The following is a 25,687-nucleotide window of genomic DNA, read 5'->3' as shown; positions in this document are numbered from 1 at the left end:
GCGCGGGAATTTTGATAAAGGAATAAAAAAGAATCGCTAATGACGATTCGTTTTTAGAAAAAAAGCGGGAAAGGATAGTTGATTTTGTGCGGTTGGTTTGTGCCGGGTGGCGCTTGCGCCTTACCCGGCACAAACTCAGCGCTGCGCGTTCAGCTCTGCAATATCCTTCGGCGTGGTGCGACAGCATCCGCCAATTAACTTCGCTCCCGCAGCCAGCCACTGCGGCAGATACCCCGCCAGCGTCTCGCACGCTTCGCCGTGGTGGTGCCAGGTTTTGGTTACCGCATCATAATGCTCGCCCGAGTTCGGGTAGACCACCAGCGGCAGCGGCGTCAGGCTTTGCAACTGCTTCAGCGCCGCCGTGGTGTTTTCCAGCGCGATACAGTTGATGCCCAGCGCGACGACCTGCGGATAGTCCTCCAGAGAAGAAACCACCTCCCGCAGCGGCGTGCCGTCGCTCAGGTGCTCGCTGTCGCGCAGGGTGAAGGAGAACCACGCCCGCGCGCGGGGATACGCCGTCAGCAACGCGGCCAGCGCCTTTATTTCCGTGAACGACGGCAGCGTTTCGCAGGCCAGCAGGTCTGCACCCGCGTCCAGCAGCGCTTCCACGCGTGGGCGATGGAATTCTGTGAATTCTTCTGCACTGCGCACGTAGTCGCCGCGATACTCTGAGCCATCCGCCAGATACGCGCCGTACGGCCCAACGGAGCCCGCTACCAGCAGCGTACCCGCGTGCGGGTTTTCGGCCAGGTACGCTTCGCGCGCCTTACGCGCCAGCTCCACGCTTTTGCCAATCAGCGCGCGGGACTGCGCCTCATCCAGACCGCGTGCCGCAAAGCCCGCAGGCGTGGCCTGGTAGCTGGCGGTGATCGCCATCTGCGCGCCCGCGCGGTAGTAATCAAGATGCACTTCACGGATAAGATCCGGGTTTTCCACCAGCACTTTGGCCGACCAGAGGCTGTCAGCAAGGTTACAGCCGCGCGCTTCCAGCTCCGTTGCCATTGCGCCATCCAGCACTACAAACGGCTGTTTTTCAAGGATGGCGGTAAGCGGATTATTCTGCGACATGTTCAGGCTCCTGCGATGTCATATTTCGGGTCAGGTAGTAGGCACCATAACACAGGGCGACGAACGGAAGCCCGCAATAAAGGGCAATGCGCTGGCTGGGGTCAAACCACAGGCCGACGCAGGCCACCACGCAGAGGATAAAACCGAGCACCGGCACCAGCGGATACCACGGCGCGCGGTACTGCAGCGCAGAGAGCGGTTGGCCGGACTGCAGATGACGGCGACGGAAAACGAAGTGCGACGCGCAGATGCTGATCCACACCGCCACCACCGCAAAGCCAGAAATGGCCGAGAGTGCGACAAACACCGTGTCCGGGGCCACCACGCTTGAGAACAGCGCCAGCACGCCGCCGAGCATGGAAACCGAGAGCGCCGTCAGCGGCACGCCGTTTTTGTTCACGCGGGCAAAGCAGCGCGGGAGCGTTTTCTCATTCGAGAGCGACCACAGCATGCGCCCGGAGGCGTACAGCCCGGAGTTCGCCGCCGAGAGGATCGCCGTCAGGATCACGAAGTTAAAAATATCCGCCGCGTAGGGAATACCGACCTTTTCAAACACCAGCACGAACGGGCTTTTTTCCACGCCCGCCTGCTGCATCGGGATCAGCGCCGCCAGCACAAACACGGTGCCGATAAAGAAGATGATCAGCCGCGCGATGGTGGTGCGGATCGCAACCGGAATGACCTTGTGCGGATTTTCCGTTTCACCCGCCGCGATGCCGATAAGCTCGGTCCCGGAGAAGGCAAAATTCACCGCCACCATGGTCATCAGGATCGGCAGGCCGCCGTGCGGGAACCAGCCCTCGGCGGTGAGGTTGCTTAAGCCCGGCGCGGGTGAACCGTCCTGCATCGGGATGAAACCAAAGACCGCCGCCCCGCCGAGGATGATAAAGGCGATGATGGTGATGACCTTCACCAGCGAGAACCAGAATTCCCCTTCGGCAAAGAAGCGCGTGGAGATGACGTTAAGGCCGAATATCACCACGCAAAAGACCACGCACCACGCCCAGACGGGCACCTGCGGGAACCAGTACTGCATGCAAAACCCGGCGGCGGTAAAGCTCGAGCCGAGCGCCACCGTCCAGGTGAGCCAGTAGAGCCACGCCACGGTATAGCCCGTCGCCGGGCCGAGATAGCGGGCGGCATAGACGTGGAACGCGCCGGTTTCCGGCATCGCCACGGAGAGCTCGCCCAGACACTGCATCACCAGCCAGACCACCAGCGCGCCGATCAGGTACGCCAGCAGCGTGCCCGCCGCACCGGTGGTGGAAATGATGTATCCGGTATTGAAGAATAACCCTGTCCCAATCACGCCGCCCAGCGAGAGCATAATCAGGTGGCGTGTTTTCATGGTGCGCTTAAGCTGTCCATTTTCTTGTTGTGTTTGCATATTACCTTCTATACGTATGGACATCTAAACATCCAAAGAAGGTGTTATACCGCGATTGTTAATAAAAAGCTAGATGACCAGACGTAAACGGGCACGCCGCGCGCTGAGTCTGGGGTGGGTTGTGAGGATCACATAAAGAATGGGACGCCAGGCCATAAGCACCTCCGCAAGCAGATACTAACAGCATGGTGCGGGAGCGTGCGATCTTCGGTCAGTCGAAAGTGCTATCCGAGAAGGGCAAATTCATACTGCGATATTGCTGAACTGACCGCCGGGTTGGTAATTCTCGCAATCGGTTCTATAGTCGTCACAGTTTCTTAGTAACCAGGACTGACTGATGCGCTTTAACGGACTGACCAAAGGTTTCTTTATTTTCATTCTCGCCCTTGTGACCTGGGCCTTCTTCGACGTGCTGTCGCCCTACTTCTCCGCGATACTGTGGGCCGCTATTCTGACCGTCATTTTCAACCCGGTAAAAAACAAATTGCGCGCCGCGCTGGGGGATCGCAACGGGCTGGCCTCGCTGCTGACGATTGGCATTATCTGCCTGATCGTCTTTATCCCGCTGATGGTGATCCTCTCCTCGCTCGCCATCGAGCTGAACGTGGTTTACACGAAGCTTCAGGAGAACAACACCCAATTCCCGGAGGTAGTGGCGAGCATCTTCAACCACTTGCCGGACTGGGCCAGCGGCTTCCTGGCGGATCACAACCTGACCAACGCGGCGCAGATCCAGAAAAAACTCTCCGACGTTGCGCTGCAGGGCGGGCAGTATCTGGCAGGCAGCGCGTTCCTGATCGGCAAAGGCACGTTTGGCTTTGCGATTAGCTTCGGCATCATGCTTTATCTGCTGTTCTTCCTGCTGAAGGATGGACCGTATCTGGTACGCCAGATCCTCGACTCCCTGCCGCTGTCTGATTTTGTTAAACAGCACCTGTTCGCCAAGTTCGTCGGCGTCTCCCGGGCGACGGTGAAAGGGACGGCGGTGGTGGCCGTCGTTCAGGGCACGCTCGGCGGGATCGCGTTTGCCATCGTGGGCATCGACGGCAGCGTGCTCTGGGGCGCGCTGATGGCGTTCCTCTCGCTGGTCCCCGCCGTCGGCTCGGCGATTGTCTGGGTGCCAGCCGCCATTTACCTGTTCGCCACGCACCAGCTCTGGCAGGGGCTGTTTATTGTTGGCTTCTTCGTGATTATTGTCGGGCTGGTGGACAATATCCTGCGCCCGCTGCTGGTGGGGAAAGACACCAAAATGCCGGACTACCTGATTCTGATCTCCACCCTCGGCGGCATGGAGCTATACGGCATTAACGGCTTTGTGATTGGGCCGCTCATCGCCGCGCTGTTTATCGCCTGCTGGAACCTCTTCTCCGGCCGCGATCACGCGGGCAATGCCGAAGAGCTGGACGCCGAGTTCATCGAAGAGGGAAAAAACTCTCCAGATTTGTAGGGACGTGACGATAACGACCACATCAGGCGGCGCTGTGCCGCCTTTTTTTTCGCCTTAAATCATACGTTTTCTATAATTTGAAGAACGCCATCCTCTTTATGCGGTAAAAGGATCTCCAGGTGCGAATCGCGACAATAACCAACTGGGCCTACGGTGCCACGGTCTGCCTGACTATCGCCTCCGGCATTATCATGCTGATGGCCTCCGGTGCTGACAACGCCGAACGTCAGGCCATTGAACAACGCCAGCGTTTTGATGAGCTTACAGAAAATATTGAAACCGACGCCTGGATACAGTCCGATTTAGCGCGCCTGTATGTCATCAAAAAAAATCCGCAAATCCTGGATGAGTACAATGCGTCAGAGCAAAAACTGAAGAGCATCGAGCTGAAGCTGGAGAAACTGCAGGACACCGGCGCTTCAGATGACGAGCTGGCCCTGCTGCATGATGGTTTAAAAATCATTGATGCACTGCAGGATGAGCAGCAGGCGGCACTGACGAGCGTGGCCCGGGGTGAAGATGCGCAGGCCGTTGCCCTGCTCTATGGCATGCCCTACGAGCAGGAGCTTGAGCGCGCACAAACCCAAATCGATCGCTTTCGCCAGATACTCGACAAACGTGTCATTGCCACCGTGCGGGAGGCGACGAAAAAATCGAAAGCGCTGCGCACGGCTTCTGAAGTGATGGTTGGCCTGACCGCCCTGCTGTTCTTGTTTGTGCTCGGCTTTATATTAAAACGCCGCGTGCTGCGCCCGGTGGTACGCCTGAGCGACGTGGTTCACCGTCTGGCCTCTCAGGACTTCGCGGTTGAAACGCCCAACTTTAACCAGATTGATGAGATTGGCGATATGGCCCAGGCCATCCGCATCTTTCGTGAAAACGGCCTTGCGCGCCAGCGTCTGGAAAAAGAGCGCGACGCCGACTGGGCCATCCGCGAGCTGCTGGCGCGCATGACGCAGCGGCTGCAGGGGTGTGAAAACTTTGACGATGTGATCAACGTGGCGGAGCTGTTTGCGCCCAATATCGCGCCGGGGATAGCGGGCCGGCTCTACGTTTTTGACCGCGATCCGTGGCAAATGCGCTGCGTCGCCCAGTGGCTTTCACCGGCAGATGATGAGGCCACGTTCCATCCCGATGCGTGCTGGGCCGTGCGTCGCGGTCAGAGCCATCCGCCGGTTAACGGTGAACCGGATGTCGCCTGCTATCATCTCCCGGAATCACAGGCGGAAAGCGCGCTGTGCGTACCGCTTATCGCCCAGGGCGAGGCCATTGGGTTGCTCTCGTTCCAGAACATCACCCCGGAAAATGCTCCCGCACGCGCGTATCTGGAACTGATGGCCGAGGCGCTCGGACTGGCGCTGGCGAATCAGCGCCTGCGCGACGCGCTGCTGGAAAAAGCCTTGTTTGACCCGCTTACCGGCCTGCGTAATCGTCATCATCTGGAAGACACCCTGCACACGCAAATGACGCAGGCCATGCGCAACGGCGAGCCGTTAAGCTGCATGATGATCGACATCGATCACTTCAAGAGCATTAACGACCGCTTTGGTCACGAGGCTGGCGATCAGGTAATCAAAAACGTGGCGACGATTGTTCAGCGGGCCGCGCACGACGGCGGGCTGGCATTCCGCTACGGGGGCGAGGAGTTTCTGGTTCTGCTTCCCGGGGCCGGAGAAGCAGAAGCGCACGCCTGCGCGCAGAAGATTTACAACGGCGTGCATGCGCTATCGCTTCGCTACGGGCTGACCGAGATTGGGCCGGTGGATGTGTCAATTGGTATCGCCAGCTATCCAGAGCATGCTCAAAGTGACAACCTGCTGCGTGCCGCGGACGTGGCACTGTACCGGGCGAAAGAGCTGGGACGCTCGCGAATTGTGAGTTTTGGGATGCTGGAGGCGGGCTAGACCGCCCGCCGGGTGGCGAACGCGAAAATATCTGGCATCAAAAATTATAAACTTTTCGTGATATTCTTTTTTAATAAAGTTTACCTTATATACTCTTTTCAGAGCGTAAAACGCACGTTATAAAAATAGTGGCTTTTCAGTCTATTATTCTTTAGCGCGTCTATAATCGCCTCATCATAAAAATATCCTCTGGCATATTACCGCGATTATAAAAAAATAATCGCCTCAACTTTATCCCTGTATTGATGCGTGGCTCGCCGATGTTCGTGCGCGTGACAGGTATTATTCTTTCACACTGGAAAAACGTCTATGTCTAATGTGGATTTACGATCCAAAAAATCCTGGGGAGCGCTGGCCATCATCGCGGCGATCGTGGGCGCGATAGCATCCGCATTTGCGTGGACGGCGGGTTGGATCGGTTCTCGCACCACCAGTCAGGCATTAGTCTCGGAAACACCAACGCCGTTTCCTCCCGGATTTCGCCGGGCACACGGCAAAGGAATGTGTTTTACGGGAAACTTCATTCCAACCGGTTCAGCAACGTCTTTGTCAACCGCGCGCCTTTTTTCCCAGCAGCATACCCCTGTTGTCGGACGGTTTTCCATCGGCACTGGCGACCCCCACGCGGCGGATAGCTCAACGAAAACCCTGAGCATGGCCCTGATGTTCAGAACAGACGATAACCAGCAGTGGCGTATGGCAATGAACAACGAACCCTTCTTTGCGACCCGGGACCCTGAAGGATTTCTGGCGCTGCACCAGGCAACCGCGCCAGACCCGGCCACCGGCAAGCCGGATCCACAGCGCCTCGCGGCATTCTTAAAAGCCTATCCGGAAGCAGAGAAATACCTCAAATGGGCGGCACAAAAGCCCGCCCCCGGGAGCTTTGCCGGCGCAACGTTCTACAGCATTAACGCCTTTTACCTCGTGGACGGTCTCGGAAATCGCCAGGCGGTACGCTGGATGATGCGCCCGCACGATCCTTTTGTGTCGCTGAGCGAGGAGCAGCGCCAGAAGGCCGATCGCAACATCATGTTCGAGGGCGTCAGCCAGAGGCTTGCTCAGAAGCCTCTCTACTGGGATTTTGTTCTGCAACTCGCCCAGCCGGGCGATCCGGTGGATGACCCTTCCCGGCCGTGGCCTAACGATCGCAGGCAGATCGTGGCCGGTACGCTGGAAGTGGCGCGCGTCGAAGCCCAGGCTGACGGTCCGTGCCGCGACGTTAACTTCGACCCCTCGACGGTTCCTTCGGGTGTGAACGTGTCTGACGATCCGGTGTTAAACGCGCGTTCTGCCGCGTATTCACACTCCTTTAGTCGCCGGGAACGGGAAATTGGTTACGGCAAAGCCACCGAAGCTGTTGAAAAGCAGGAGGTAAAATGAACCCGAATCAAGAACATGGAAAAGCGCCGCAGCATTTCAACGCCCTGGCAAGAGGACTACACTGGCTAATGGCGGCGATGATTCTTGCCATGCTGTTTATTGGTACCGCAATGATGACGACGCTTCATCACCGGATTGCGCTTATCGACCTGCATCGCCCTCTGGGGATTGCCATATTACTGCTGGCGCTGCTCCGTTTGGTGAACCGACTTCGTAGCAAGACGCCCCGGCTGCCTGCTGATTTACCCTTCTGGCAAGTGCTTGCGGCTAAAGCGTCGCACTGGCTGCTGTATGCGCTCATGCTGGCAATGCCATTTTTGGGCTGGGCGCAGCTGTCGGCAGCAGGCTTGCCCGTCGTCATGTTCGAGGGATTTAATCTCCCACCGATTTTGCCAGTAAGCCCAACCCTTTTCGCCTGGTGCCACGATGCGCATAGCCTTCTGGCAAAACTCCTTTTTGCCGTGGTGCTATTACATATTTCTGCTGCATTAGTACATGCCTGGATCTACCGGGATAGCGTTTTTGCCAGCATGACGAAAAGCGGCAACCAGAAAAATTAAATAAAAAAATGGCCTTTTTATCCGTTCTCGAATAAAAAATCGCCGGAGTGTGATAATTAAACGGCACAATTAGCGCGACATATAAATTGGCGAAAAATAACCAGGCGTCGTTGTCCCGGTAACCTGCAGTCTGGGGCATCCGACGTTATGGTTAGCAACGCTGCCCGGGCGATGCCTCGTGCGCGTCAATAAAAAACGATCGTTTTTTAGCCGAAAGCGACTTTATTCACATAATGGTCGCGTACTTAAAAAAAGAAGCACTCCCAATGCTGTCAAACCCGCTCACACCAAACCACTTCAACTCGATGATTTTAAAGCAGTTTCCTGCAACGCATATCCAAAAACGGTAGCGTCTCAACAAAATACATAAACTAGTAGGATAACTAAATTATAATTCATATACTTCTGTGCAAAAGTGGAGGCCATAATGCGATTAATCCTAATGCTGGTGTGCTGTCTGGTTCAGAGTTTAGCCTGGGCGGGTGAACTGCCGAAACCCGCCGGAAAACCCATTTTGACGATTTACGGGAATATAGAAAATACTAACGAAGATGGAAAAGCAGTGTTTGATCTCGCAAGCCTTGAAAAACTCGGGATGGTGAGTTTCGAGACGACATCTCCCTGGTATACGGGCAGGACGAAGTTTGAGGGTGTTCCAATGAACAAACTCATGGATTATGTTGGAGCAAAGGGTTCCGTCGTTAATGTTATTGCCCTTAATGATTACGCTACCGCTATTCCTCTCAGCGATTTTAAGAAATATAACGCTATTCTTGCCTTAAAGATTAATGGCGAATATATGCGTATCCGCGATAAAGGCCCATCATTCATTGTATACCCTTATGACAGTCTTCCTGAGTTGAATAATCAAATTTATTACTCGCGTTCAGCATGGCAGGTTAGCAAAATGAAGATTGAATAGCAGTTCAGGAGAACATAATGAACAGGATACTGGTTGGTATCATTTTTTCTCTTTTTATCACGACGGGATATATTGCATTTCTTGTTTACGATCGTCAGCAAGAGCTGCAAAAACTGACTCACTACACTGAGTCCTGGTCCGTGGCTCAACTGGTATCAGAGTACTACCGATTTGAATCATGGCTTGGTCTATACGCAACCGATACCGATGACGTTACGATAGACCAGGCCCGCATGCGTCTCGAAATTATGCTCAGCCAGGGCGAGTTACTGAACGGGGGAGACTTAGGCCGCTATATTGAGAGCGATAAAACGCATCAAGAGATCGCTGCACGCCTGAAAGAAATACTGGCGTATCTGGACAGTAACCTGGAAAAAATGAGCCATGAAGAATTAAAAAAGTACCTGGCAAATATGCACCTGCTCGACGCGCCGCTCAGTCAACTGTCTTCAAGCGCATTAACCAAAGATATTAACACAATTAATGAATCCAACCATAAAATACAGATCCTATATTATATTTACTCCGTACTTTCGTTACTTCTGGTGATATTAAGCTTTATTCTGGGGTTCTTAATGATCTATCAGAATAAAAATATTCTTAAAGCCCACATGCAGGTTAAAACCCTCGCTGACGAACTTCAGCGGTCAAAAGAAACGCTGCAAATACAGAATTCGAAGCTGGAATATGATGTGTATCATGACTCCCTTACCGGCATGAAAAACCGTCTATTCTTCTGGGACGATCTCAATAAAATTACCCTTCAGGCAGATAAAAACCATACCCCTGTCACGGTGATGTTATTTGATCTAGACCGGTTCAAAGAGGTCAACGATACCTATGGCCATGACGCCGGCGATTTACTGTTGAATCAGGTATCCCGACGGCTTACCTCAATGAGTAACGCGACGGATACGTTTTACCGCCTGGGCGGTGACGAATTTGCACTTCTCTCCAGCGGCCTGACCGAGAACGCGGCGGTTTCGCGCGCCAAAGAGATCAGCGCTCACATCAGTCTGCCCTATACGATCAATAACCAGCTGATAAAAATTGCCACCTGTGTAGGTATCGTTTTATCTGATAATGAGCGGCGCTCTGATTATCTCTATAAATTTGCCGATCTGGCCCTCTACGAAGCCAAAAAAGAGGGCTCACAGCAGATAAAAGTCTTCCGTCAGTGGATGCTGCAGAAGCTGCAGGAAAGCAGAACCCTTGAGCATGATATGGCTCTCGCGATCAGCAACCATGAATTCGTTGTTTATTACCAGCCTATTGTCGATTCATTCAGCAATGAAATTTACGGCTATGAAGCGCTTATTCGCTGGATACACCCGGTAAAGGGGATTTTGTCGCCTGATTACTTTATTTCTGTTGCTGAAAAAACAGGGATGATCAATGAGATTGGCAAAAATGTGCTTGAACTTGCCTGCCGGGAGGCCGCTTCCTGGGCGGTTCCGGCCAGAATCTCGGTAAACGTCTCACCTGTTCAGCTGGGGACTAAATCATTTACTGCAATGGTTCAGTCCATCCTGAAAGAGACAGGCTTGCCGGCCAGCCGCCTTGAGCTGGAAGTTACGGAGTCATCGCTCTTCAGTGACAGCAACACGCCGCTTACTATTCTCAAAAAACTCAGATCGCTGGGGGTAAAAATCTCCATTGATGATTTCGGAACGGGTTATTCTTCGCTCTCGAGGCTGAGTGAACTCAATTTTGATAAAATTAAAATTGATAAATCCTTTGTGAATCCGATATCCACCCAAGACGATGCGCTTAATATCGTTAAACTGATAACCGGCATGGCGAAGAGCCTCAATATGCGGGTCATTGCAGAAGGTGTGGAAACCGAAGCGCAGCTTGAACGGCTTCAGGCGCTGGGCTGCGATCTCGTGCAGGGCTATCTGTTCGGAAAGCCACAGGCTGAAATCGATAAAAATATAAAAAACGGTACAGTGTGATCTTACCGGGATCACACTTTTCACCCCTGGGTATACACATACAATGACCGGGTGTTATCATTCACCCCGTAAATACCTTTCAACTCAATCCGAGGCTTTGATGCTGGAGAATGTAATCATACGATAATCAGCTCCCCGACCTTTTCAGGCCGGACTGATTATCAATGCGCCGAAATCGAATGCGGACACCGCTGTGTGTTTGCACGTTTTGCACATGATGATTAAACAGGTTTTCCAGTATGAATTTATCCCGTCAGGAACAGCGTACCTTACACGTTCTCGCCAAAGGTGGCCGTATTGTGCACGTCCGCGATACGTCCGGCCGCGTCACTGCCGTTGAATGCTACAGCCGCGAAGGGCTATTGCTCAGCGACTGCACGCTCGCCGTCTTCAAAAAGCTCAAAACCAAAAAGCTGATCAAACCCGTTAACGGTCAGCCCTACCGTATCAATACTACCGGGCTGAACAACGTCCGTGCCCAGCCTGATAATCGTTAAGGAGAGGATGATGGATATCCCACGCATATTTACTGTTAGCGAAAGCGAACACCGTATTCATAACCCCTTCACGCCAGAAAAGTACGCCACGCTCGGGCGCGTGTTACGCATGAAGCCAGGCGCGCGCCTTCTCGATCTCGGCAGCGGTTCGGGAGAGATGCTTTGCACCTGGGCACGCGATCACGGGATTACCGGTACCGGCATCGACATGAGCCCGCTCTTTACCGCGCAGGCAACGCGGCGCGCAGAAGCGCTCGGCGTCAGCGAACGCGTCCATTTTGTGCATAACGACGCGGCAGGCTACGTGGCTGATGAACAATGCGACGTGGCGGCCTGTGTTGGCGCCACATGGATTGCGGGCGGCGTTGCCGGGACGATGGATCTGCTGGCACAAAGCCTTAAGCCCGGGGGAATCATGCTCATCGGTGAACCTTACTGGCGACAGGTTCCCGCAACGGAGGAGACGGCTCGGGCTTGCGGCGTCTCGTCCACCGCAGACTTTCTCACCCTGCCCGACCTTGTCGCGTCTTTCGATCGCCAGGGCTATGACCTGGTTGAAATGGTGCTGGCAGATCAGGAAGGCTGGGACAGATACGAAGCCGCGAAATGGATGACCCTGCGCCGCTGGCTGGATCAAAACCCCGACGATGATTTTGCACAGGAGGTGCGCACGGAGCTGACGGCAGCGCCTAAGCGCCATGTGGCTTACACAAGGGAATATATTGGCTGGGGCGTATTTGCGTTAATTGCACGATAGGAGGGAGTGGCGGTATAGCCTGAAGGGGCTATACCGGCCTTAAGCATGAAGCGCTCAGCATTGTGAACGCTGCGCTACGCCTGGCATGAAAAAACTTCTATCATTGCTTTTTTCGTTACCGCATTCACAGGCGCTTTATGGACACCCCTTCTTTTCTCTATTTATTGCTTTTCCCGGCCAAAAAGATGATGAAAGTGGGTAAAGCCAATAATATCTATAACCGAATTCAGTCGCTAAAACGTGTCTGGGGCGATGTGGATTATGCCCATTCTTACCGCATTGCGTTACCGCAGTCCGAGGTCTTTAAGCTGGAAAAAATGCTGCATTTTCTTTTGGCCAAATATCAAACGGGCATTGATGCCGGCGACGGCTATACCGAGCTGTTTTCCATTGAAGCGCTGGAGCCCGCCATTAAGCATATTCATTACGTCATTGAGCATGGGGTCATTGATGCTCAGCTCCTTCAGGGAATCGAAAAGCCACAGCTTCGGCCCGGCAAAAGCGCGGCGCATCGCCACGCGAAAATGAAAAAGCGGTCAGATACTATGATTAACAACGTTGTCAGGGTGACGGAACAGTTCAGCAGGATAAATCGTTTACTGCTTATCTTGCTATTTAAGCAGCACCGCCTTCGTTATCAATATGACATTGAAGGTAATACCATACTGTTTCGGATAGCAGACAACCGTACTGACCAACGCGATGCTCACAAAATAATGCGCATGTTCAGCTTTTTTATTGAAGACTTCAGATACTTGGGAGGGACCAACTACTGCTCGGGGGTCTTTGGTGAAGGCACGGTCACGCAATACAACGTGGAGTTGATTTCAGGCGACCCTGACGCACATCCTCTGGTGGCCTATCTCGCCTCGCAAACAGAGCGCTTGTTTAATAAATTGCCATCGCGATCGGCGTTATTAATGGAAGATCTGCCGATACTGGAATCGAGCCGAATCCTGCGTAGGGTATTACAGAATGATGACGAGGATTAAGTTGCTTATGCGGCGACACTTAATGCTATTCAAGGGCAAGACGACGTACTGTCATCAAGACAGATGCCCTCTTGTGAATCCTGTATCGCGCTGTGGGAAGTCATGGATTATCGGTACGCCAGTTATATCTGATGCTAGAAATCGCCGCTGAGGGCTTCTGGTGAAGCGTAGAAGGGATTGATGGGACTGCATGCGCTGGTGTGGAAAAAGATACGCATCTATGACCGCCAGGACGGGAGAATTTCGCCAGGTGAGGGTAGACCTTCTACCCGTTGTGGTAACGTCGCCGTAGTGGCTTTGTATCTGCTGGTGAATAGAAAAGTATGCTTTTATGGCGTTTAATGCTCTGGCAGAATCAAAGGCCTGAAACCTGAAGTTGTGGGGTGACCAGACAAACTCATCCAAAATCCTTGAACAAGTAAACTCACCTCAAATCCTCCCGAATGCTATCCTTCTGTTGATCAAATCGCTGTTGTATACCCCGCTTCACGCCAACGCGCCGAAAAGCAATACCTGACCAAAAAAGCCAAGTACTTATAAGATACAATATGTTAAATGACTGTACAATTATTAAACAGATGCACTTCAAAACATCAAGTTATCTCCCTTGCGTCAGCCCAAAGCAGCATTGTGTAACTGCACTGCTTGTTGCAGTGAGGCGTGTCGCTGAAGGCATCACGTAGCGATTTTTGGCGAAGAAAAACGCTTTTCACCGAGGGCCTGGGCTGACGGTCTAGCAGATCACCAACAGAGCCGGGGATATTTGAACAGGAGAATGTAAACTGGAAGGATAAAGCAACGGGACACCCACGGGGGCGTGTTGTGAAAGTATTTCCTGTTATCTTCGACCTTATTGCACGTAAAATGACCAGACACATTTTGGGAAGGAGTCTTTAATGGATATTGCGCTGCTCAACAGGGGCTGGAACAGAACATGGTCAGATACCATGGTAAATCTGGAAGCCCGGAAACTCGTCGAAACTGCAAATCGGCTATCAGCATTCTATTTGCAAGATGGGATAACACGTATCAAGTTTGTCGAAGAGATAAAACAGGTTGTAGATAAAGAATTTGAAACAGCACGACGAGCTAAAACCGATGAAGAATGCATTGCATGCATCAAAAATATTCGTGCTGAAACAGATAATCTGCTTGAACAAGAGCGTCTGTTAAAAACCAAGTCCGCACAGCTTTACGCGAAGGTTGAGTTTGTTAAGGAAAATAATAAAATCGTCGGATACGTGATTTCAGCTATTCACATTGTGGTTTCTGGAATGGCAATTGCTGGCGGTGCGTTGATGGTCGCAACGATGACACCTTTAGGTATGCTGGCAGGGGCTATCCTTGTAACAGATGGCATTAACGGTCTGTCAAAAGAAATCATTCCCGGTATATATGGAAAACAATATAAAACAGAGGGATTTGTGGCTGATGGCACTATGGAAGCGGCCCAGTTTATGGGTTTCAAGCCTGAAACAGGACTTGCGATTTATAACGCTATTACGTTAACTGCAAATGTATATAGCATCTTTGGATTAGCCAGAAGACCCGAAGCATGGAGGCTATTTAAATGGATGCCCCGTGATTTCTATCGCAAGGTCGATACGATGAGCCGCCCAAAATTAACAATGAAAATAGTAGGTTATGGACTTAAGGCCAAAGTAATATTTGACCTGCTTTCTACTGACACATCGAACCATTAACCTCTGAATTTTCTCCAGAACCGCCAGGATTTGTAAGAAAGGACTGGCGGCTGAATAAATGCAACGATGACTATTGCGATCAGAATTGATATACCACCACCCACGACGGTTTCTTTCGCAGAAAACAACACTAAAATGATAAAAACCATCAGACATGCCGATGTTATCCATAAAACAACCCTGAATCGATTAGCCAGATCCTGAATCGCTTCCCCCAAGGTTCCGCCGTAGCTTTCAACGTTGTTTTTTATCTTCTGCAAATCCGATGGTGTAAACCCTGAACGTAACAAAGCCTCATCAGTCACTTTCATACCGTCTCGTCCCTTATCTTCCAGAAGTGTTTTCCCAATCGCTGATTGTGCAAGCAATCATACTGATGAACTTTACAGCAATCCACATGTTGTTTGTGCAATGTGTCAGATTTCAGACAATAGCATCCATAAAGCCCCGTTAGTGGTACAAGCAACAAGCGGAGCGTAGCGACTTCATCAGGCCAACCTGGTTGGTTTCGCTTTGCGAAAGTCACCAGTGACCAAATCAGATTGTCAGAGGGATCACACCTTATCAGGGTGCTCGTGTACCTTTCGGAGCGTGAGCGAAGCGCTGGCAGAGCCTGCATGTCGTGTGCAGGTACGTTTACCACTATTCACCTGTTTACGTGGCTCATACGGCCACACATCGGGCTTAAATGCGTGTGATCAATCTGTTTCGGGAGGTTTTAGAGACGTTGGCAGCGTCATCAGCTTCGAGTTGATAGCGGTTCGTGGGGACTGTTCACGCTTTGTACCTGTTCGAGCTATACAACTACAGGCCGCTACGTGCTAACTTCCCTGAATAGCCACTGTTAACCATAGCGGCAACTGTTGGTCATAGAATCCCTTAAAAAAAGACTGTACCTTGAGAGCGACAATCGTCTTAATTCATTGTTTTTAAAGGATTTTGTTGTGTGAGTGCCGATAATAGGAGTCGAACCTACGACCTTCGCATTACGAATGCGCTGCTCTACCAACTGAGCTATATCGGCCCTGAGAGGCCGGTTACGAGTGTAACCACGGGGCAAAAGGTTAGATCTAACCGGGTGATGCGTCAATGCCCTTTTGAATCAAACGGCTATTTTTGCATCACCCGTAACTATTTACGCACGAATCGTATCGTCACCGAAGCCGATCCACTTATAGGTGGTCAGCGCTTCAAGGCCCATCGGACCGCGCGCGTGCAGTTTCTGCGTGCTGACCGCCACTTCTGCGCCAAGTCCGAACTGGCCGCCGTCCGTGAAACGGGTGGAGGCGTTCACATATACCGCAGAGGAATCCACTTCATTCACAAAGCGATCGGCATTGCGCAGCGTACGCGTCAGGATCGCGTCAGAATGCTGCGTGCCGTGTTCACGAATGTGCGCAATAGCGTCGTCGAGATCCGCAACCACCTTCACGTTCAGATCCAGCGACAGGAACTCGTCGTCGTACTGCTCCGCTTTTACGGGAACCACACTAGCCGGGCCACCCTGGAGCAGCGCGAGGGCATTGGTATCAGCGTGCAGCGTCACCCCGCTCTCCGCCATCTGTTTGCTCAGGGCTGGCAGGAAAGTACTCGCAATCCCCTGGTGCACCAGCAGCGTTTCCACGGTGTTACAGGTGCTTGGACGCTGGGTTTTGGCGTTGACGATAATCTTCAGCGCTGGGTCAATTTCGGCGCTGTCGTCTACCACGATATGGCATACGCCGATGCCGCCCGTGATGACCGGAATGGTCGACTGCTCACGGCACAGCTTGTGCAGGCCCGCGCCACCGCGTGGGATCAGCATGTCGATGTATTTGTCCATGCGCAGCATCTCGTTGACCAGCGCGCGGTCAGGGCTCTCAATCGCCTGCACGGCCCCCGCCGGCAAACCGCACTCTTCCAGCGCCTGCTGGATGACTTTCACCGTCGCGGCGTTGGTGCGCCAGGTCTCTTTCCCACCGCGCAGAATGGCGGCATTACCGGTTTTCAGGCACAGGGAAGCGACGTCAACCGTCACGTTTGGACGGGCTTCATAAATCACGCCGATGACGCCGAGCGGCACGCGGCGACGCTCCAGACGCAAACCGCTGTCGAGCAGCCCACCGTCAATCACCTGTCCTACCGGGTCGGCCAGGTTACAAACCTGACGGACATCGTCGGCGATACTTTTAAGACGCGCCGGGTTCAGCGCCAGGCGGTCGAGCATCGCTTCGCTCAGGCCGTTTCGACGCGCTTCCAGCAGATCCTGCTCGTTGGCAAGCAAAATGTCCTGAGACTGTGCTTCCAGATAATCAGCGATTTTTTCCAGCACGCGGTTTTTCTCGCGGCTGGAAAGGAGCGCCAGTTTGTAAGAGGCGGCCTTCGCGGCTGCGCCCATTTGTTCCAGCATGTTCTGGCTCCTTAACGAATAATCATGTCATCGCGATGCACGGCAACCGGGCCATATTCATAGCCCAGAATAGCGTCGATCTGCTGCGAGTGGTGGCCCGCAATGCGGCGCAGGGCATCGCTGTTATAGCGGCTTACGCCATGCGCGATGTCGCGACCTTCAAGGTTACGGATGCGGATCACTTCACCACGGGAGAAGTTGCCTGTCACGCTTTTAATTCCTTTAGGAAGCAATGAACTCCCTCGTTCCAGAATCGCCGCGGTTGCCCCTTCATCAACGGTGAGTTCACCGGCAGGCGGCGCGCCAAAGATCCAGCGCTTGCGGTTCTCCAGCGGGGATTCCTGGGCGTGGAAGCGGGTGCCAACGGAAATGCCTTCCATCACGTCGCCAATCACGCCAGGGCGGCTGCCCGCGGCAATGATGGTGTCGATACCGGCGCGGCACGCCACGTCGGCGGCCTGCAGCTTGGTCCCCATCCCGCCCGTTCCGAGGCCGGACACGCTGTCACCGGCGATGGCGCGCAGCGCATCGTCGATACCATGAACATCGGTAATCAGCTCGGCTTCCGGGTTGGAGCGCGGGTCGGCGGTGAACAGCCCCTGCTGATCGGTCAGAAGCAGGAGTTTATCGGCACCGGCCAGGATGGCGGCCAGCGCAGAGAGGTTATCGTTATCGCCCACTTTTATTTCAGCGGTGGCAACGGCATCGTTTTCGTTGATAACGGGAACAATATTGTTGTCCAGCAGCGCGCGCAGGGTATCGCGGGCATTCAGGAAGCGCTCCCGGTCTTCCATATCCGCACGTGTCAGCAGCATCTGCCCGACGTGAATACCGTAGATAGAGAACAGCTGTTCCCAGAGTTGAATGAGTCGGCTTTGTCCCACGGCGGCCAGCAGCTGTTTAGAGGCGATCGTCGCGGGGAGTTCGGGATAACCCAGGTGTTCACGCCCGGCGGCAATCGCCCCGGAGGTCACAATCACAATACGGTGCCCTGCGGCATGCAGCTGAGCGCATTGACGTACAAGCTCAACAATGTGGGCGCGATTTAGGCGGCGCGATCCGCCTGTTAACACACTGGTACCGAGTTTTACCACCAGCGTCTGGCTGTCACTCATGATTCTCTGCCGTTCAACGATAAGGGAAAGTAATGTCGAACGAACGTTTTAACAGGAGTCAGCCCGGTTGCCAACTGCCTTAGTGCATCACCAGGCACTTTGTTGCGCGGGATCAGGAAGCGTAGCGGCAGAATTTGACAAATTTATTACCGTAATAATAAATCACAGTTTTTTAAAATTATTCTTAGTTTGTCATAAAAGTTTCATTCCAGAACGATAAAACCCTTCCTGTTTTTTCACGGGACTAAAGCATCAGCTTACCGTCCAGCGAATTTTTAAAGCGCGTTTATAAGACAGGATCGAAAATGAAAAAGAGCACTCTGGCATTAGTGGTTATGGGCGTGGTGGCTTCCGCATCTGTTCACGCAGCAGAAGTTTATAATAAAAACGGTAATAAACTGGACGTGTACGGCAAAGTGAAAGCTATGCACTATATCAGTGATGATGACACCAAAGATGGTGACCAGACTTACGTTCGTTTCGGTTTTAAAGGCGAAACCCAGATTAACGATCAGCTGACGGGCTATGGCCGTTGGGAAGCTGAATTCGCCGGTAACAAAGCGGAGAGTGACTCCTCGCAGAAAACTCGTCTGGCATTCGCCGGTATTAAACTGAAAGACTTTGGTTCACTGGATTATGGTCGTAACCTGGGCGCGCTTTATGACGTCGCGGCATACACCGATATGTTCCCTGAGTTCGGCGGTGACGGCCTGGCACAGACCGACAACTTCATGACGAAACGTGCCTCCGGACTGGCCACCTACCGCAATACCGACTTCTTTGGCATGGTAGACGGTCTTGATATGACCCTGCAGTACCAGGGCAAAAACGAAAACCGCGACGTGAAAAAGCAGAACGGTGACGGCTTTGGTACGTCTCTGGCCTATGACTTCGGCGGCAGCGATTTCTCCGTCATTGGTGCTTATGCCAGCTCCGATCGCACCAACGCGCAGAACCTGCAGGCGCGCGGTGAAGGTAAAAAAGCCGAGGGCTGGGCAACCGGTCTGAAATACGACGCGAACGATATTTACCTGGCCACTATTTATTCTGAAACCCGCAATATGGCCCCTATCTCCGGTGGTTTTGCAAATAAAGCGCAAAACTTCGAAGTGGTTGCACAATATCAGTTTGACTTTGGTCTGCGCCCATCCGTGGGTTATGTACAGTCCAAAGGCAAGGATATCGAAGGCATTGGCGACGAAGATATCGTGAAATATATTGACGTGGGCGCCACGTATTACTTCAACAAAAACATGTCCGCGTTTGTTGATTATAAAATCAACCAGATTGACGACGATAATAAGCTGGGCGTGAGCAGCGATGATATCGTTGCGCTGGGTGTGACATATCAGTTCTAAGATTATCCAGATAAGAAAATCCCGGCATACAAGCCGGGATTTTTTTGCCCAGGATAAATGCGGTCTGCTGCCCTCCCCCCGGCCCTCTTTCACAGGAAGAGGGAGAAACCATTACGCGGTCAGCTTCACCGCTTCGCTGGAAAAGTCATCCGCAGGCTCGAACTTAAGGTCCAGGGTGGCCAGCAGCGCGCTCGCTTTGTCGTGGAACTCTTTCAGGGTGTATTCCAGGCGATCGATCACTTCCTGATCTTTGATGGTCGTGGCCTGCCAGTTGCCGTCTTTGTTAAACAGGCCAAACTGGTAGCTATACGTAAAACGTTTCTCCTCTGCTTCCATTTCCATCCACCAGCCCCAGAATTCACGTTTTTCGGGTGCAGGCTTCACGTTGACGCAAACAGCCAGGCAGTCGAAAAAAAAGCGATTCTCTTCACACTGCTCTTCTCGAATATACGGGCCGAGAGCCATAAATTTCTTAATCAGCCTACTTTTCGGGTGTCCACTCGGTAACGTCATTGCGATCTCCTTTTGTGAAGCCACTGTTTTACCAAACCAGCGAAATTTAGCAATCTATTAACACACTCTCTGGGCGATCCAGCGCGTGATCTCTTTCAAGGCTTTGTCAAAATTCTGATACACCGGGCTGAACGGCACCTCAAGCAATTTGCCATCCGCAGATGACGAAGTGATTAAGCGTGACTCTTCCTCCGGGCTGAACGGATCGTTTTTCCAGAAACCGGACAGCATCGGCGTCGGGCAGCGGCGTCCCAGCAACCCTTGCGTTTTTAACGAGTAGCGATTGAGCTCAACGCGCAGCGCTTCGTCTGAGGCATCATGCATGCCAAGGCGACTGGCAAGGACGTCCAGATACATCTCCGGCACGCTGCCCTGACGGGCAGGATCGCTGAGCAGGGCGTGAACCACCGGGCCCAGGCAGGCGACGGCCTTCAGACGTGAAGATTCAAGGTAAGCCAGACGCACCGCAACGTTGGCACCAAAACGGAAGCCGAACGCCGCGACGCGGGTGTGGTCAACCCACGGAACATTTTCCAGCGCTTTAAGCGCATGCTGGTGCAGCAGGCTCGAATCCTGCGTTAACTTCCACTTCGATGAGAATCCAATAGAAGGCATATCGAGCGTCAGCATCGCGATCCCTTTTGGTGCGAAGTAGCGCTCATACAGGCTGTAATAGTCGATTTGCAGGGAATCCAGCCCGCCGCACATTAGCACGGTCGGGAACGGGCCGTCGCCTTCAGGCATGTGCAGGAACCCGGTGACGGGCGCACCGCCCGGAACGGCGAACTCAAGCTCGCGCATCTGACCCGGCAGACGTTGAGCAGCTTCCTCATAGGCACGATTCGCCAGCGCCTGAGCCTGCTCGGCCAGCTCATCCCCTTTCAAATGCGGATAGGCGGCGATGGCGTAGAGGTTGGCCGCATGCAGCCAGTGCTTGCCGCTTCGCGTGGCATCCTCTTCCTGGCTGGCTTTTTGCTGCCAGAGCATCGCCTGTTTAGACCATTCGTAGATCCAGTTCCCGCCCCGGTAGCCCACCACCGTGTCGTAGAGCTCGCTGTCGGTACGCTCCGACTCGCTCATTACGATACGCGCCTGCACGTCGAGGATTTCACGGGGATCGATACCGCGCCAGATCCACATCAGGCGGTTAATCATGCGATACCAGTGGGGCACGTTTTTACCGTCTAACGCAGACTGGACGGCAGGCATGGTTCCCGGATTAAACCGACGGACCAGCGTCGACGTTTCAGGGTGTTTGAAACGGGGTTTGAAAAGCGTCTCGGTGAGATTTGCCTGCGTCATTGCGTTGCCTCCATGGATACGTCATATAGTGCCCATTGTAACGCGTGGCGGGATAAAAAGAACAACGCCCGGCATAGCCGGGCGTGTAAAGTTACGTACTGAAATTAACGGCCAGAAATAGGCGGTACGAAGACCACGCCCATATCCCACGGCTGTTCAATCCAGGTATCCTGTGGGATATCAATCACGTAATCGTCGACCAGCGGACGGCCAGCAGGCTTCGCAAAGATCGTCACGAAGTGCGCTTTTGGATACATTTCGCGAATAGCGACCGCAGTACCGCCGGTATCCACCAGATCGTCGATAACGATGAAGCCTTCACCGTCGCCTTCAGCGCGTTTCAGCACTTTCAGCTCACGCTGGTTATCATGGTCATAGCTGGAGATGCAGACGGTATCGACATGACGAATACCCAGCTCACGTGCCAGCAGCGCCCCCGGTACCAGACCGCCACGGCTGACGGCAATAATGCCTTTCCACTGTTCGGAAGGCATCAGACGCGCAGCCAGTTTGCGTGCGTGAATCTGCAACATGTCCCAGGTGACGACGTATTTTTCGCTCATGTGAAGTGTCCCAGCCTGTTTTTATACGGCTTAAAAAGTGTTCGAGGGGGAAATAGGTTGCGCGAGATTATAGAGATCTGGCGCACTAAAAACCAGTGTTTAGCGCTCCCTGCCTGAGTTTTTACATGCTTTATGCTACCAGCCAGCAGAGAAAGTGGTATTCTCAGTTGCATCTCGCAAGCCTGTCTTGTGGTAACTATTAACCTGCTAACCCTGTGGCCTGCAACCCTGTTTGCAGCGCCTCGACAAGGAGACTTATCGTGTCTGAACTGTCTCAATTATCTCCGCAGCCGCTGTGGGATATTTTTGCCAAAATTTGCTCCATTCCACACCCTTCCTACCATGAAGAACAGCTTGCCGAACATATTATGGGTTGGGCGAAGGAAAAAGGTCTGCACGCAGAGCGCGACCAGGTTGGCAACATTCTGATCCGCAAACCGGCTACCGCAGGCATGGAAAACCGTAAACCGGTTGTACTGCAGGCGCACCTGGACATGGTGCCACAGAAAAACAACGACACCGTTCACGACTTCACTAAAGACCCAATCCAGCCGTACATCGACGGCGACTGGGTAAAAGCGCGCGGTACCACCCTGGGCGCGGACAACGGCATCGGTATGGCCTCTGCGCTGGCGGTGCTGGCTGACGACAGCGTTGAACACGGTCCGCTGGAAGTGCTGCTGACCATGACCGAAGAAGCGGGCATGGACGGCGCGTTCGGTCTGCAGGCGAACTGGCTGCAGGCAGATATCCTGATCAACACCGACTCCGAAGAAGAAGGTGAGATCTACATGGGCTGCGCGGGCGGGATTGATTTCATCTCTACCCTGCCGCTGTCACGCGAAGCGATCCCTGCTGGCTTCCAGACCTTCAAGCTGACGCTGAAAGGGCTGAAAGGCGGCCACTCTGGCGGCGACATTCATCTGGGTCTCGGCAACGCCAACAAACTGCTGGCACGCTTCCTGGCGGGCCACGCGGCCGAGCTGGACCTGCGTCTGGTGGACTTCAACGGCGGCACCCTGCGCAACGCGATCCCACGCGAAGCCTTTGCCACCGTGGCGGTGTCAGCGGCGAAAGCGGACGAGCTGAAAAAACTCTCCAGCGTCTACCTGGATATCCTGAAAAACGAACTGTCGGCGAAAGAGAAGAACCTGACCGTGGTGCTGGAATCCGTGTCTACGGATAAAGCCGCCCTGACCGCGCAGTCTCGCGACAGCTTCGTTCAGCTGCTGAACGCGACGCCAAACGGCGTGATTCGCAATTCTGACGTGGCGAAAGGCGTGGTGGAAACCTCTCTGAACGTGGGCGTGGTGACCATGAGCGACGACAGCGCGGAAATTATCTGCCTGATCCGCTCCCTGATCGACAGCGGTAAAGAGTATGTAGTAAGCATGCTGGAATCTCTGGGTGCGCTGGCGGGCGCGAAAACCTCCGCCAAAGGCAGCTACCCTGGCTGGCAGCCGGATGCAAGCTCTCCGGTGATGGCGCTGGTGCGTGAAACTTATCAGCGTCTGTTCAACAGCACCCCGAACATCCAGGTGATCCACGCGGGTCTGGAATGTGGTCTGTTTAAGAAGCCGTATCCGGACATGGACATGGTTTCCATCGGGCCAACCATTACCGGTCCACACTCGCCGGATGAGCAGGTTCATATTGAAAGCGTCGGCCATTACTGGACGCTGTTGACGGAACTGCTGAAGGCGATCCCTGCAAAGTAATTTGTCGTCTGTTGCCCGGCGGCGCTACGCTTGCCGGGCCTACGATGAGTGTAATCTACAATCCCAAAACCAGCTGACGCTCCAGCTGCGGATCCAGCAGCGTGACGTGCAGTCCCACCAGCCTCACCCCTCGTCCGCCTCGTCGTTCTTCCCACGCCTTTTTCGCCGTTGCGATAAGATCTTCTTTGTTCAGGCGCGGCCAGACGTGCTCCTGCGTCGTCTGCTGAAAGTCGTTAAATTTCAGCTTGATGCCCTGTCGGGCAATCAGTAAATCAGGCTTTACTTTGATCAGGCGTCGTTCCAGCTCCGGATAGAGCTGTTCCGTAATAATGGTTTCGCATTCCGACCAGTCATGGATGTCTTCGCTCAGCGTGCGCTCAACCCCGACCGATTTACGAAGCCGTTCGTTGTTTACATCACGATCGTCAATGCCCTGACTGCGCTCCCACAGCACGCGGCCAAACTTCCCAAAGCGCTTGAGCAGCATAGCCAGGTCGCTTCGCTGCACGTCTTCGCAGGTGCGTAACCCCATACTTTCCAGCTTCGCGGCGGAGACTTTGCCTACGCCGGGGATTTTGCCAAGCGGCAGCGTTTTTAAAAACGCCGGGACCTCTTCAGGGGTGATGACGTACTGACCGTTGGGTTTATTTAAATCGGAAGCAATTTTGGCGAGAAATTTTACCGGCGCGACGCCTGCCGACGCGGTGAGATTCAACTCGTTGAAAATGGTCTGGCGGATCTCCTGCGCCATCAGGGTAGCGGAGCCGTGACAGTGCAGGCTGTCGGTGACGTCCAGATAGGCTTCGTCCAGCGAAAGCGGTTCAATCAGTGAGGTGTAGCGGGAGAAGATTTCGCGTATATGGTTTGAGGCTTCTTTATAGGCGTCAAAGCGCCCGGGCAAAAGAGTAAGGTGCGGACACAGTTTCAGCGCCATCGCCGTCGGCATGGCGCTGCGCACGCCAAATTTGCGTGCAGGATAGTTGGCGGTGCTGATCACACCGCGCTGAACGCGGCTGCCGCCAATGGCGATGGGAATATCCCGCAGCGCCGGGTTGTCACGCATCTCCACTGCGGCAAAAAAGCAGTCCATATCGACATGGATTATTTTGCGCATCGGTCATACCACACATGTATTTATATACAGTATAACAAAAGGCAAAAAATGCGTCAGCTATTTTCCTTACTCACGGTTGTCATATAAACGTGTTACAAACATTCGTAATAAAACCTTTATATACATACATTTAGAAAATCAATGGAGCGTAATTATTCATGAAGAAAATTCTCTCGATTTCGTTACTGTTTCTGGCGAGTGCTGCATCTGCTAGCCCTGCGATCGTTGCCCACCGGGGCGGGACTGCGGATGCACCTGAAAATACCCTGCCAGCCATTAAGCTCGCCCTCGAAAACAAAACAGATATCGTCTGGATAACCGTGCAGCTCAGTCGGGATGGCGTACCGGTTCTCTATCGACCTGCCGATCTGAAAGCGTTAACCAATCTGCAGGGAAAGGTGTCACAGTATACCGCTGAAGAACTGGCAAAAGCGGATGCCAGCGTGAAGTGGAAAGATAAGGGCCTGCCGGAAAGCCTGCTTAATTCCCCGATACCGACGCTGAAGTCGGTGCTGAGCGCCTGGCCAGATACGCGTTTTTTCATTGACATCAAATCTCCGGATGCCGATCCGGCGACCATGGGCAACGCGCTGCTTAACGTATTGAAAGAGACCAACAGCCTGAATCGCGTTCGCGTTTATTCAACCGAAGATCGCTATATGGAAGCATTGCCTGTCGAAATCCCCCGCTTTGTCACGCGCAGCGAAACCCGAACGCGTCTGGCCACGATTTCGTTGAGCCATGAATGTCTGCCTCCTTCACAAAAAATGGACGATTACTGGTATGGGCTTGAGTTAAACCGAAAAGTAGAAGTGGTCGAGAAATTCACCTTAGGCGAAGGTGTCTCTCCTGCAACATTAACGTGGGACAAAGAGGCCGTTGACTGCTTCCGCTCTCAGGGCAATGCCCATCTGATTTTTATCGGCGTGAACTCTGAAGAGGATTACCAGAAGGCGAAAACACTGGGTGCCGAAGGGGTTCTTGTAGACTCACCAGCCAAAGCCAAAAGCTGGGCAAAATAAATGATAAAGGCCGCACGA

At 53.3% G+C, this 25,687-nt stretch carries 22 protein-coding genes and 1 tRNA gene; 13 read left to right on the top strand and 10 right to left on the bottom strand.

All coding sequences use genetic code 11. The annotated features are described in order from the left end of the window. Positions 1-135 precede the first annotated feature (135 nt). Positions 136-1,068, bottom strand: coding sequence for a homocysteine S-methyltransferase (gene mmuM / locus IB212_RS04740; RefSeq protein ID WP_041911120.1), 933 nt, complete (start codon positions 1,066-1,068; stop codon positions 136-138). Beyond that, on the bottom strand, positions 1,055-2,455 hold the full coding sequence (gene mmuP / locus IB212_RS04735; protein ID WP_041911121.1) for an S-methylmethionine permease: 1,401 nt from the start codon (positions 2,453-2,455) through the stop codon (positions 1,055-1,057). Before mmuP ends, mmuM begins: the two co-directional genes overlap by 14 nt. A gap of 337 nt (positions 2,456-2,792) precedes the next feature. Here mmuP and IB212_RS04730 point away from each other — a divergent pair, with 337 nt between their 5' ends. The 10 genes from IB212_RS04730 to IB212_RS04685 all read left to right on the top strand — a co-directional run bounded on the left by IB212_RS04730 (position 2,793) and on the right by IB212_RS04685 (position 14,575). Further along, complete coding sequence (locus tag IB212_RS04730; protein ID WP_028012104.1) at positions 2,793-3,902, top strand: AI-2E family transporter; 1,110 nt, start codon at positions 2,793-2,795, stop codon at positions 3,900-3,902. A 119-nt stretch (positions 3,903-4,021) separates the two neighbouring features. Beyond that, entirely contained in the window at positions 4,022-5,806 is a 1,785-nt protein-coding gene (locus IB212_RS04725; RefSeq protein ID WP_188245853.1) for a diguanylate cyclase, read from the top strand. A gap of 309 nt (positions 5,807-6,115) precedes the next feature. Next, the gene (locus IB212_RS04720) at positions 6,116-7,189 is read left to right on the top strand and encodes a catalase family peroxidase (protein ID WP_041911124.1); all 1,074 of its coding nucleotides are present in this window, start codon (positions 6,116-6,118) and stop codon (positions 7,187-7,189) included. Beyond that, on the top strand, positions 7,186-7,749 hold the full coding sequence (locus IB212_RS04715; RefSeq protein WP_041911125.1) for a cytochrome b: 564 nt from the start codon (positions 7,186-7,188) through the stop codon (positions 7,747-7,749). Before IB212_RS04720 ends, IB212_RS04715 begins: the two co-directional genes overlap by 4 nt. Positions 7,750-8,176: 427 nt before the next feature. Beyond that, positions 8,177-8,671, top strand: coding sequence for a molybdopterin-dependent oxidoreductase (locus tag IB212_RS04710; protein ID WP_028012099.1), 495 nt, complete (start codon positions 8,177-8,179; stop codon positions 8,669-8,671). Between the two features lie 17 nt (positions 8,672-8,688). Next, entirely contained in the window at positions 8,689-10,626 is a 1,938-nt protein-coding gene (locus IB212_RS04705) for a bifunctional diguanylate cyclase/phosphodiesterase (protein WP_047367578.1), read from the top strand. A gap of 239 nt (positions 10,627-10,865) precedes the next feature. Then, positions 10,866-11,123: a YjhX family toxin gene (locus tag IB212_RS04700; protein ID WP_188245852.1), complete on the top strand. Its 258-nt coding sequence runs from the start codon at positions 10,866-10,868 to the stop codon at positions 11,121-11,123. A 10-nt stretch (positions 11,124-11,133) separates the two neighbouring features. Next, on the top strand, positions 11,134-11,880 hold the full coding sequence (locus tag IB212_RS04695; RefSeq protein ID WP_041911127.1) for a cyclopropane-fatty-acyl-phospholipid synthase family protein: 747 nt from the start codon (positions 11,134-11,136) through the stop codon (positions 11,878-11,880). Between the two features lie 137 nt (positions 11,881-12,017). After that, complete coding sequence (locus IB212_RS04690) at positions 12,018-12,872, top strand: GIY-YIG nuclease family protein (RefSeq protein WP_041911128.1); 855 nt, start codon at positions 12,018-12,020, stop codon at positions 12,870-12,872. A gap of 896 nt (positions 12,873-13,768) precedes the next feature. After that, positions 13,769-14,575 carry a DUF4225 domain-containing protein gene (locus tag IB212_RS04685; RefSeq protein ID WP_041911129.1) on the top strand — a complete coding sequence of 269 codons (807 nt, stop codon included), beginning with the start codon at positions 13,769-13,771 and terminating at the stop codon, positions 14,573-14,575. On the opposite strand, the gene IB212_RS04680 is transcribed toward IB212_RS04685, so the two are convergent. The 4 genes from IB212_RS04680 to proB all read right to left on the bottom strand — a co-directional run bounded on the left by IB212_RS04680 (position 14,572) and on the right by proB (position 18,079). Then, on the bottom strand, positions 14,572-14,886 hold the full coding sequence (locus IB212_RS04680) for a hypothetical protein (protein ID WP_041911130.1): 315 nt from the start codon (positions 14,884-14,886) through the stop codon (positions 14,572-14,574). The genes IB212_RS04685 and IB212_RS04680 overlap by 4 nt on opposite strands. Positions 14,887-15,526: 640 nt before the next feature. After that, positions 15,527-15,599, bottom strand: a tRNA-Thr gene (locus IB212_RS04675). A 111-nt stretch (positions 15,600-15,710) separates the two neighbouring features. Next, the gene (gene proA / locus IB212_RS04670; protein WP_041911131.1) at positions 15,711-16,964 is read right to left on the bottom strand and encodes a glutamate-5-semialdehyde dehydrogenase; all 1,254 of its coding nucleotides are present in this window, start codon (positions 16,962-16,964) and stop codon (positions 15,711-15,713) included. 11 nt (positions 16,965-16,975) lie between these two features. Continuing rightward, complete coding sequence (proB, locus tag IB212_RS04665; RefSeq protein ID WP_014882684.1) at positions 16,976-18,079, bottom strand: glutamate 5-kinase; 1,104 nt, start codon at positions 18,077-18,079, stop codon at positions 16,976-16,978. Positions 18,080-18,384: 305 nt separating this feature from the next. Here proB and phoE point away from each other — a divergent pair, with 305 nt between their 5' ends. Beyond that, positions 18,385-19,437: a phosphoporin PhoE gene (gene phoE / locus IB212_RS04660; protein WP_028012086.1), complete on the top strand. Its 1,053-nt coding sequence runs from the start codon at positions 18,385-18,387 to the stop codon at positions 19,435-19,437. A gap of 111 nt (positions 19,438-19,548) precedes the next feature. Here the strand turns inward: phoE and crl are convergent, their stop codons facing one another. From crl to gpt, 3 genes are all read right to left on the bottom strand, one after another. Next, positions 19,549-19,950 carry a sigma factor-binding protein Crl gene (gene crl, locus IB212_RS04655; RefSeq protein WP_008500249.1) on the bottom strand — a complete coding sequence of 134 codons (402 nt, stop codon included), beginning with the start codon at positions 19,948-19,950 and terminating at the stop codon, positions 19,549-19,551. Between the two features lie 57 nt (positions 19,951-20,007). Then, the gene (frsA, locus tag IB212_RS04650) at positions 20,008-21,252 is read right to left on the bottom strand and encodes an esterase FrsA (RefSeq protein ID WP_028012084.1); all 1,245 of its coding nucleotides are present in this window, start codon (positions 21,250-21,252) and stop codon (positions 20,008-20,010) included. A gap of 104 nt (positions 21,253-21,356) precedes the next feature. Beyond that, positions 21,357-21,815 (bottom strand): xanthine phosphoribosyltransferase, encoded by a 459-nt coding sequence (gene gpt, locus IB212_RS04645; protein ID WP_003863205.1) that lies wholly within the window; start codon positions 21,813-21,815, stop codon positions 21,357-21,359. Positions 21,816-22,075: 260 nt separating this feature from the next. On the opposite strand from gpt, the gene pepD reads away from it, so the two are divergent. Beyond that, positions 22,076-23,533 carry a cytosol nonspecific dipeptidase gene (pepD, locus tag IB212_RS04640; protein WP_041911132.1) on the top strand — a complete coding sequence of 486 codons (1,458 nt, stop codon included), beginning with the start codon at positions 22,076-22,078 and terminating at the stop codon, positions 23,531-23,533. 55 nt (positions 23,534-23,588) lie between these two features. Here the strand turns inward: pepD and dinB are convergent, their stop codons facing one another. After that, the gene (gene dinB / locus IB212_RS04635; protein ID WP_041911133.1) at positions 23,589-24,647 is read right to left on the bottom strand and encodes a DNA polymerase IV; all 1,059 of its coding nucleotides are present in this window, start codon (positions 24,645-24,647) and stop codon (positions 23,589-23,591) included. 158 nt (positions 24,648-24,805) lie between these two features. Here dinB and IB212_RS04630 point away from each other — a divergent pair, with 158 nt between their 5' ends. Next, positions 24,806-25,669 (top strand): glycerophosphodiester phosphodiesterase family protein, encoded by an 864-nt coding sequence (locus IB212_RS04630; protein WP_188245851.1) that lies wholly within the window; start codon positions 24,806-24,808, stop codon positions 25,667-25,669. Positions 25,670-25,687 lie beyond the last annotated feature (18 nt).

The organism is Enterobacter sp. E12, assembly GCF_014596715.2.
In the GTDB taxonomy this organism is placed as follows: Bacteria; Pseudomonadota; Gammaproteobacteria; order Enterobacterales; family Enterobacteriaceae; genus Enterobacter; species Enterobacter bugandensis.
Note: the sequence above shows the minus strand (reverse complement) of the source record. Positions and strands in the feature narration are given on the sequence as shown.

Excerpts from the sequence above, each read along its gene's own strand:
- IB212_RS04695 (WP_041911127.1), top strand. The coding sequence starts at position 11,134 with ATGGATATCCCACGCATATTTACTGTTAGCGAAAGCGAACACCGTATT.
- dinB (WP_041911133.1), bottom strand. The coding sequence starts at position 24,647 with ATGCGCAAAATAATCCATGTCGATATGGACTGCTTTTTTGCCGCAGTG.
- mmuM (WP_041911120.1), bottom strand. The coding sequence starts at position 1,068 with ATGTCGCAGAATAATCCGCTTACCGCCATCCTTGAAAAACAGCCGTTT.
- IB212_RS04710 (WP_028012099.1), top strand. The coding sequence starts at position 8,177 with ATGCGATTAATCCTAATGCTGGTGTGCTGTCTGGTTCAGAGTTTAGCC.
- IB212_RS04630 (WP_188245851.1), top strand. The coding sequence starts at position 24,806 with ATGAAGAAAATTCTCTCGATTTCGTTACTGTTTCTGGCGAGTGCTGCA.
- IB212_RS04720 (WP_041911124.1), top strand. The coding sequence starts at position 6,116 with ATGTCTAATGTGGATTTACGATCCAAAAAATCCTGGGGAGCGCTGGCC.
- proB (WP_014882684.1), bottom strand. The coding sequence starts at position 18,079 with ATGAGTGACAGCCAGACGCTGGTGGTAAAACTCGGTACCAGTGTGTTA.
- IB212_RS04705 (WP_047367578.1), top strand. The coding sequence starts at position 8,689 with ATGAACAGGATACTGGTTGGTATCATTTTTTCTCTTTTTATCACGACG.
- IB212_RS04700 (WP_188245852.1), top strand. The coding sequence starts at position 10,866 with ATGAATTTATCCCGTCAGGAACAGCGTACCTTACACGTTCTCGCCAAA.
- phoE (WP_028012086.1), top strand. The coding sequence starts at position 18,385 with ATGAAAAAGAGCACTCTGGCATTAGTGGTTATGGGCGTGGTGGCTTCC.
- IB212_RS04715 (WP_041911125.1), top strand. The coding sequence starts at position 7,186 with ATGAACCCGAATCAAGAACATGGAAAAGCGCCGCAGCATTTCAACGCC.
- IB212_RS04730 (WP_028012104.1), top strand. The coding sequence starts at position 2,793 with ATGCGCTTTAACGGACTGACCAAAGGTTTCTTTATTTTCATTCTCGCC.
- proA (WP_041911131.1), bottom strand. The coding sequence starts at position 16,964 with ATGCTGGAACAAATGGGCGCAGCCGCGAAGGCCGCCTCTTACAAACTG.
- gpt (WP_003863205.1), bottom strand. The coding sequence starts at position 21,815 with ATGAGCGAAAAATACGTCGTCACCTGGGACATGTTGCAGATTCACGCA.
- frsA (WP_028012084.1), bottom strand. The coding sequence starts at position 21,252 with ATGACGCAGGCAAATCTCACCGAGACGCTTTTCAAACCCCGTTTCAAA.
- IB212_RS04690 (WP_041911128.1), top strand. The coding sequence starts at position 12,018 with ATGGACACCCCTTCTTTTCTCTATTTATTGCTTTTCCCGGCCAAAAAG.
- crl (WP_008500249.1), bottom strand. The coding sequence starts at position 19,950 with ATGACGTTACCGAGTGGACACCCGAAAAGTAGGCTGATTAAGAAATTT.
- mmuP (WP_041911121.1), bottom strand. The coding sequence starts at position 2,455 with ATGCAAACACAACAAGAAAATGGACAGCTTAAGCGCACCATGAAAACA.
- IB212_RS04685 (WP_041911129.1), top strand. The coding sequence starts at position 13,769 with ATGGATATTGCGCTGCTCAACAGGGGCTGGAACAGAACATGGTCAGAT.
- IB212_RS04680 (WP_041911130.1), bottom strand. The coding sequence starts at position 14,886 with ATGAAAGTGACTGATGAGGCTTTGTTACGTTCAGGGTTTACACCATCG.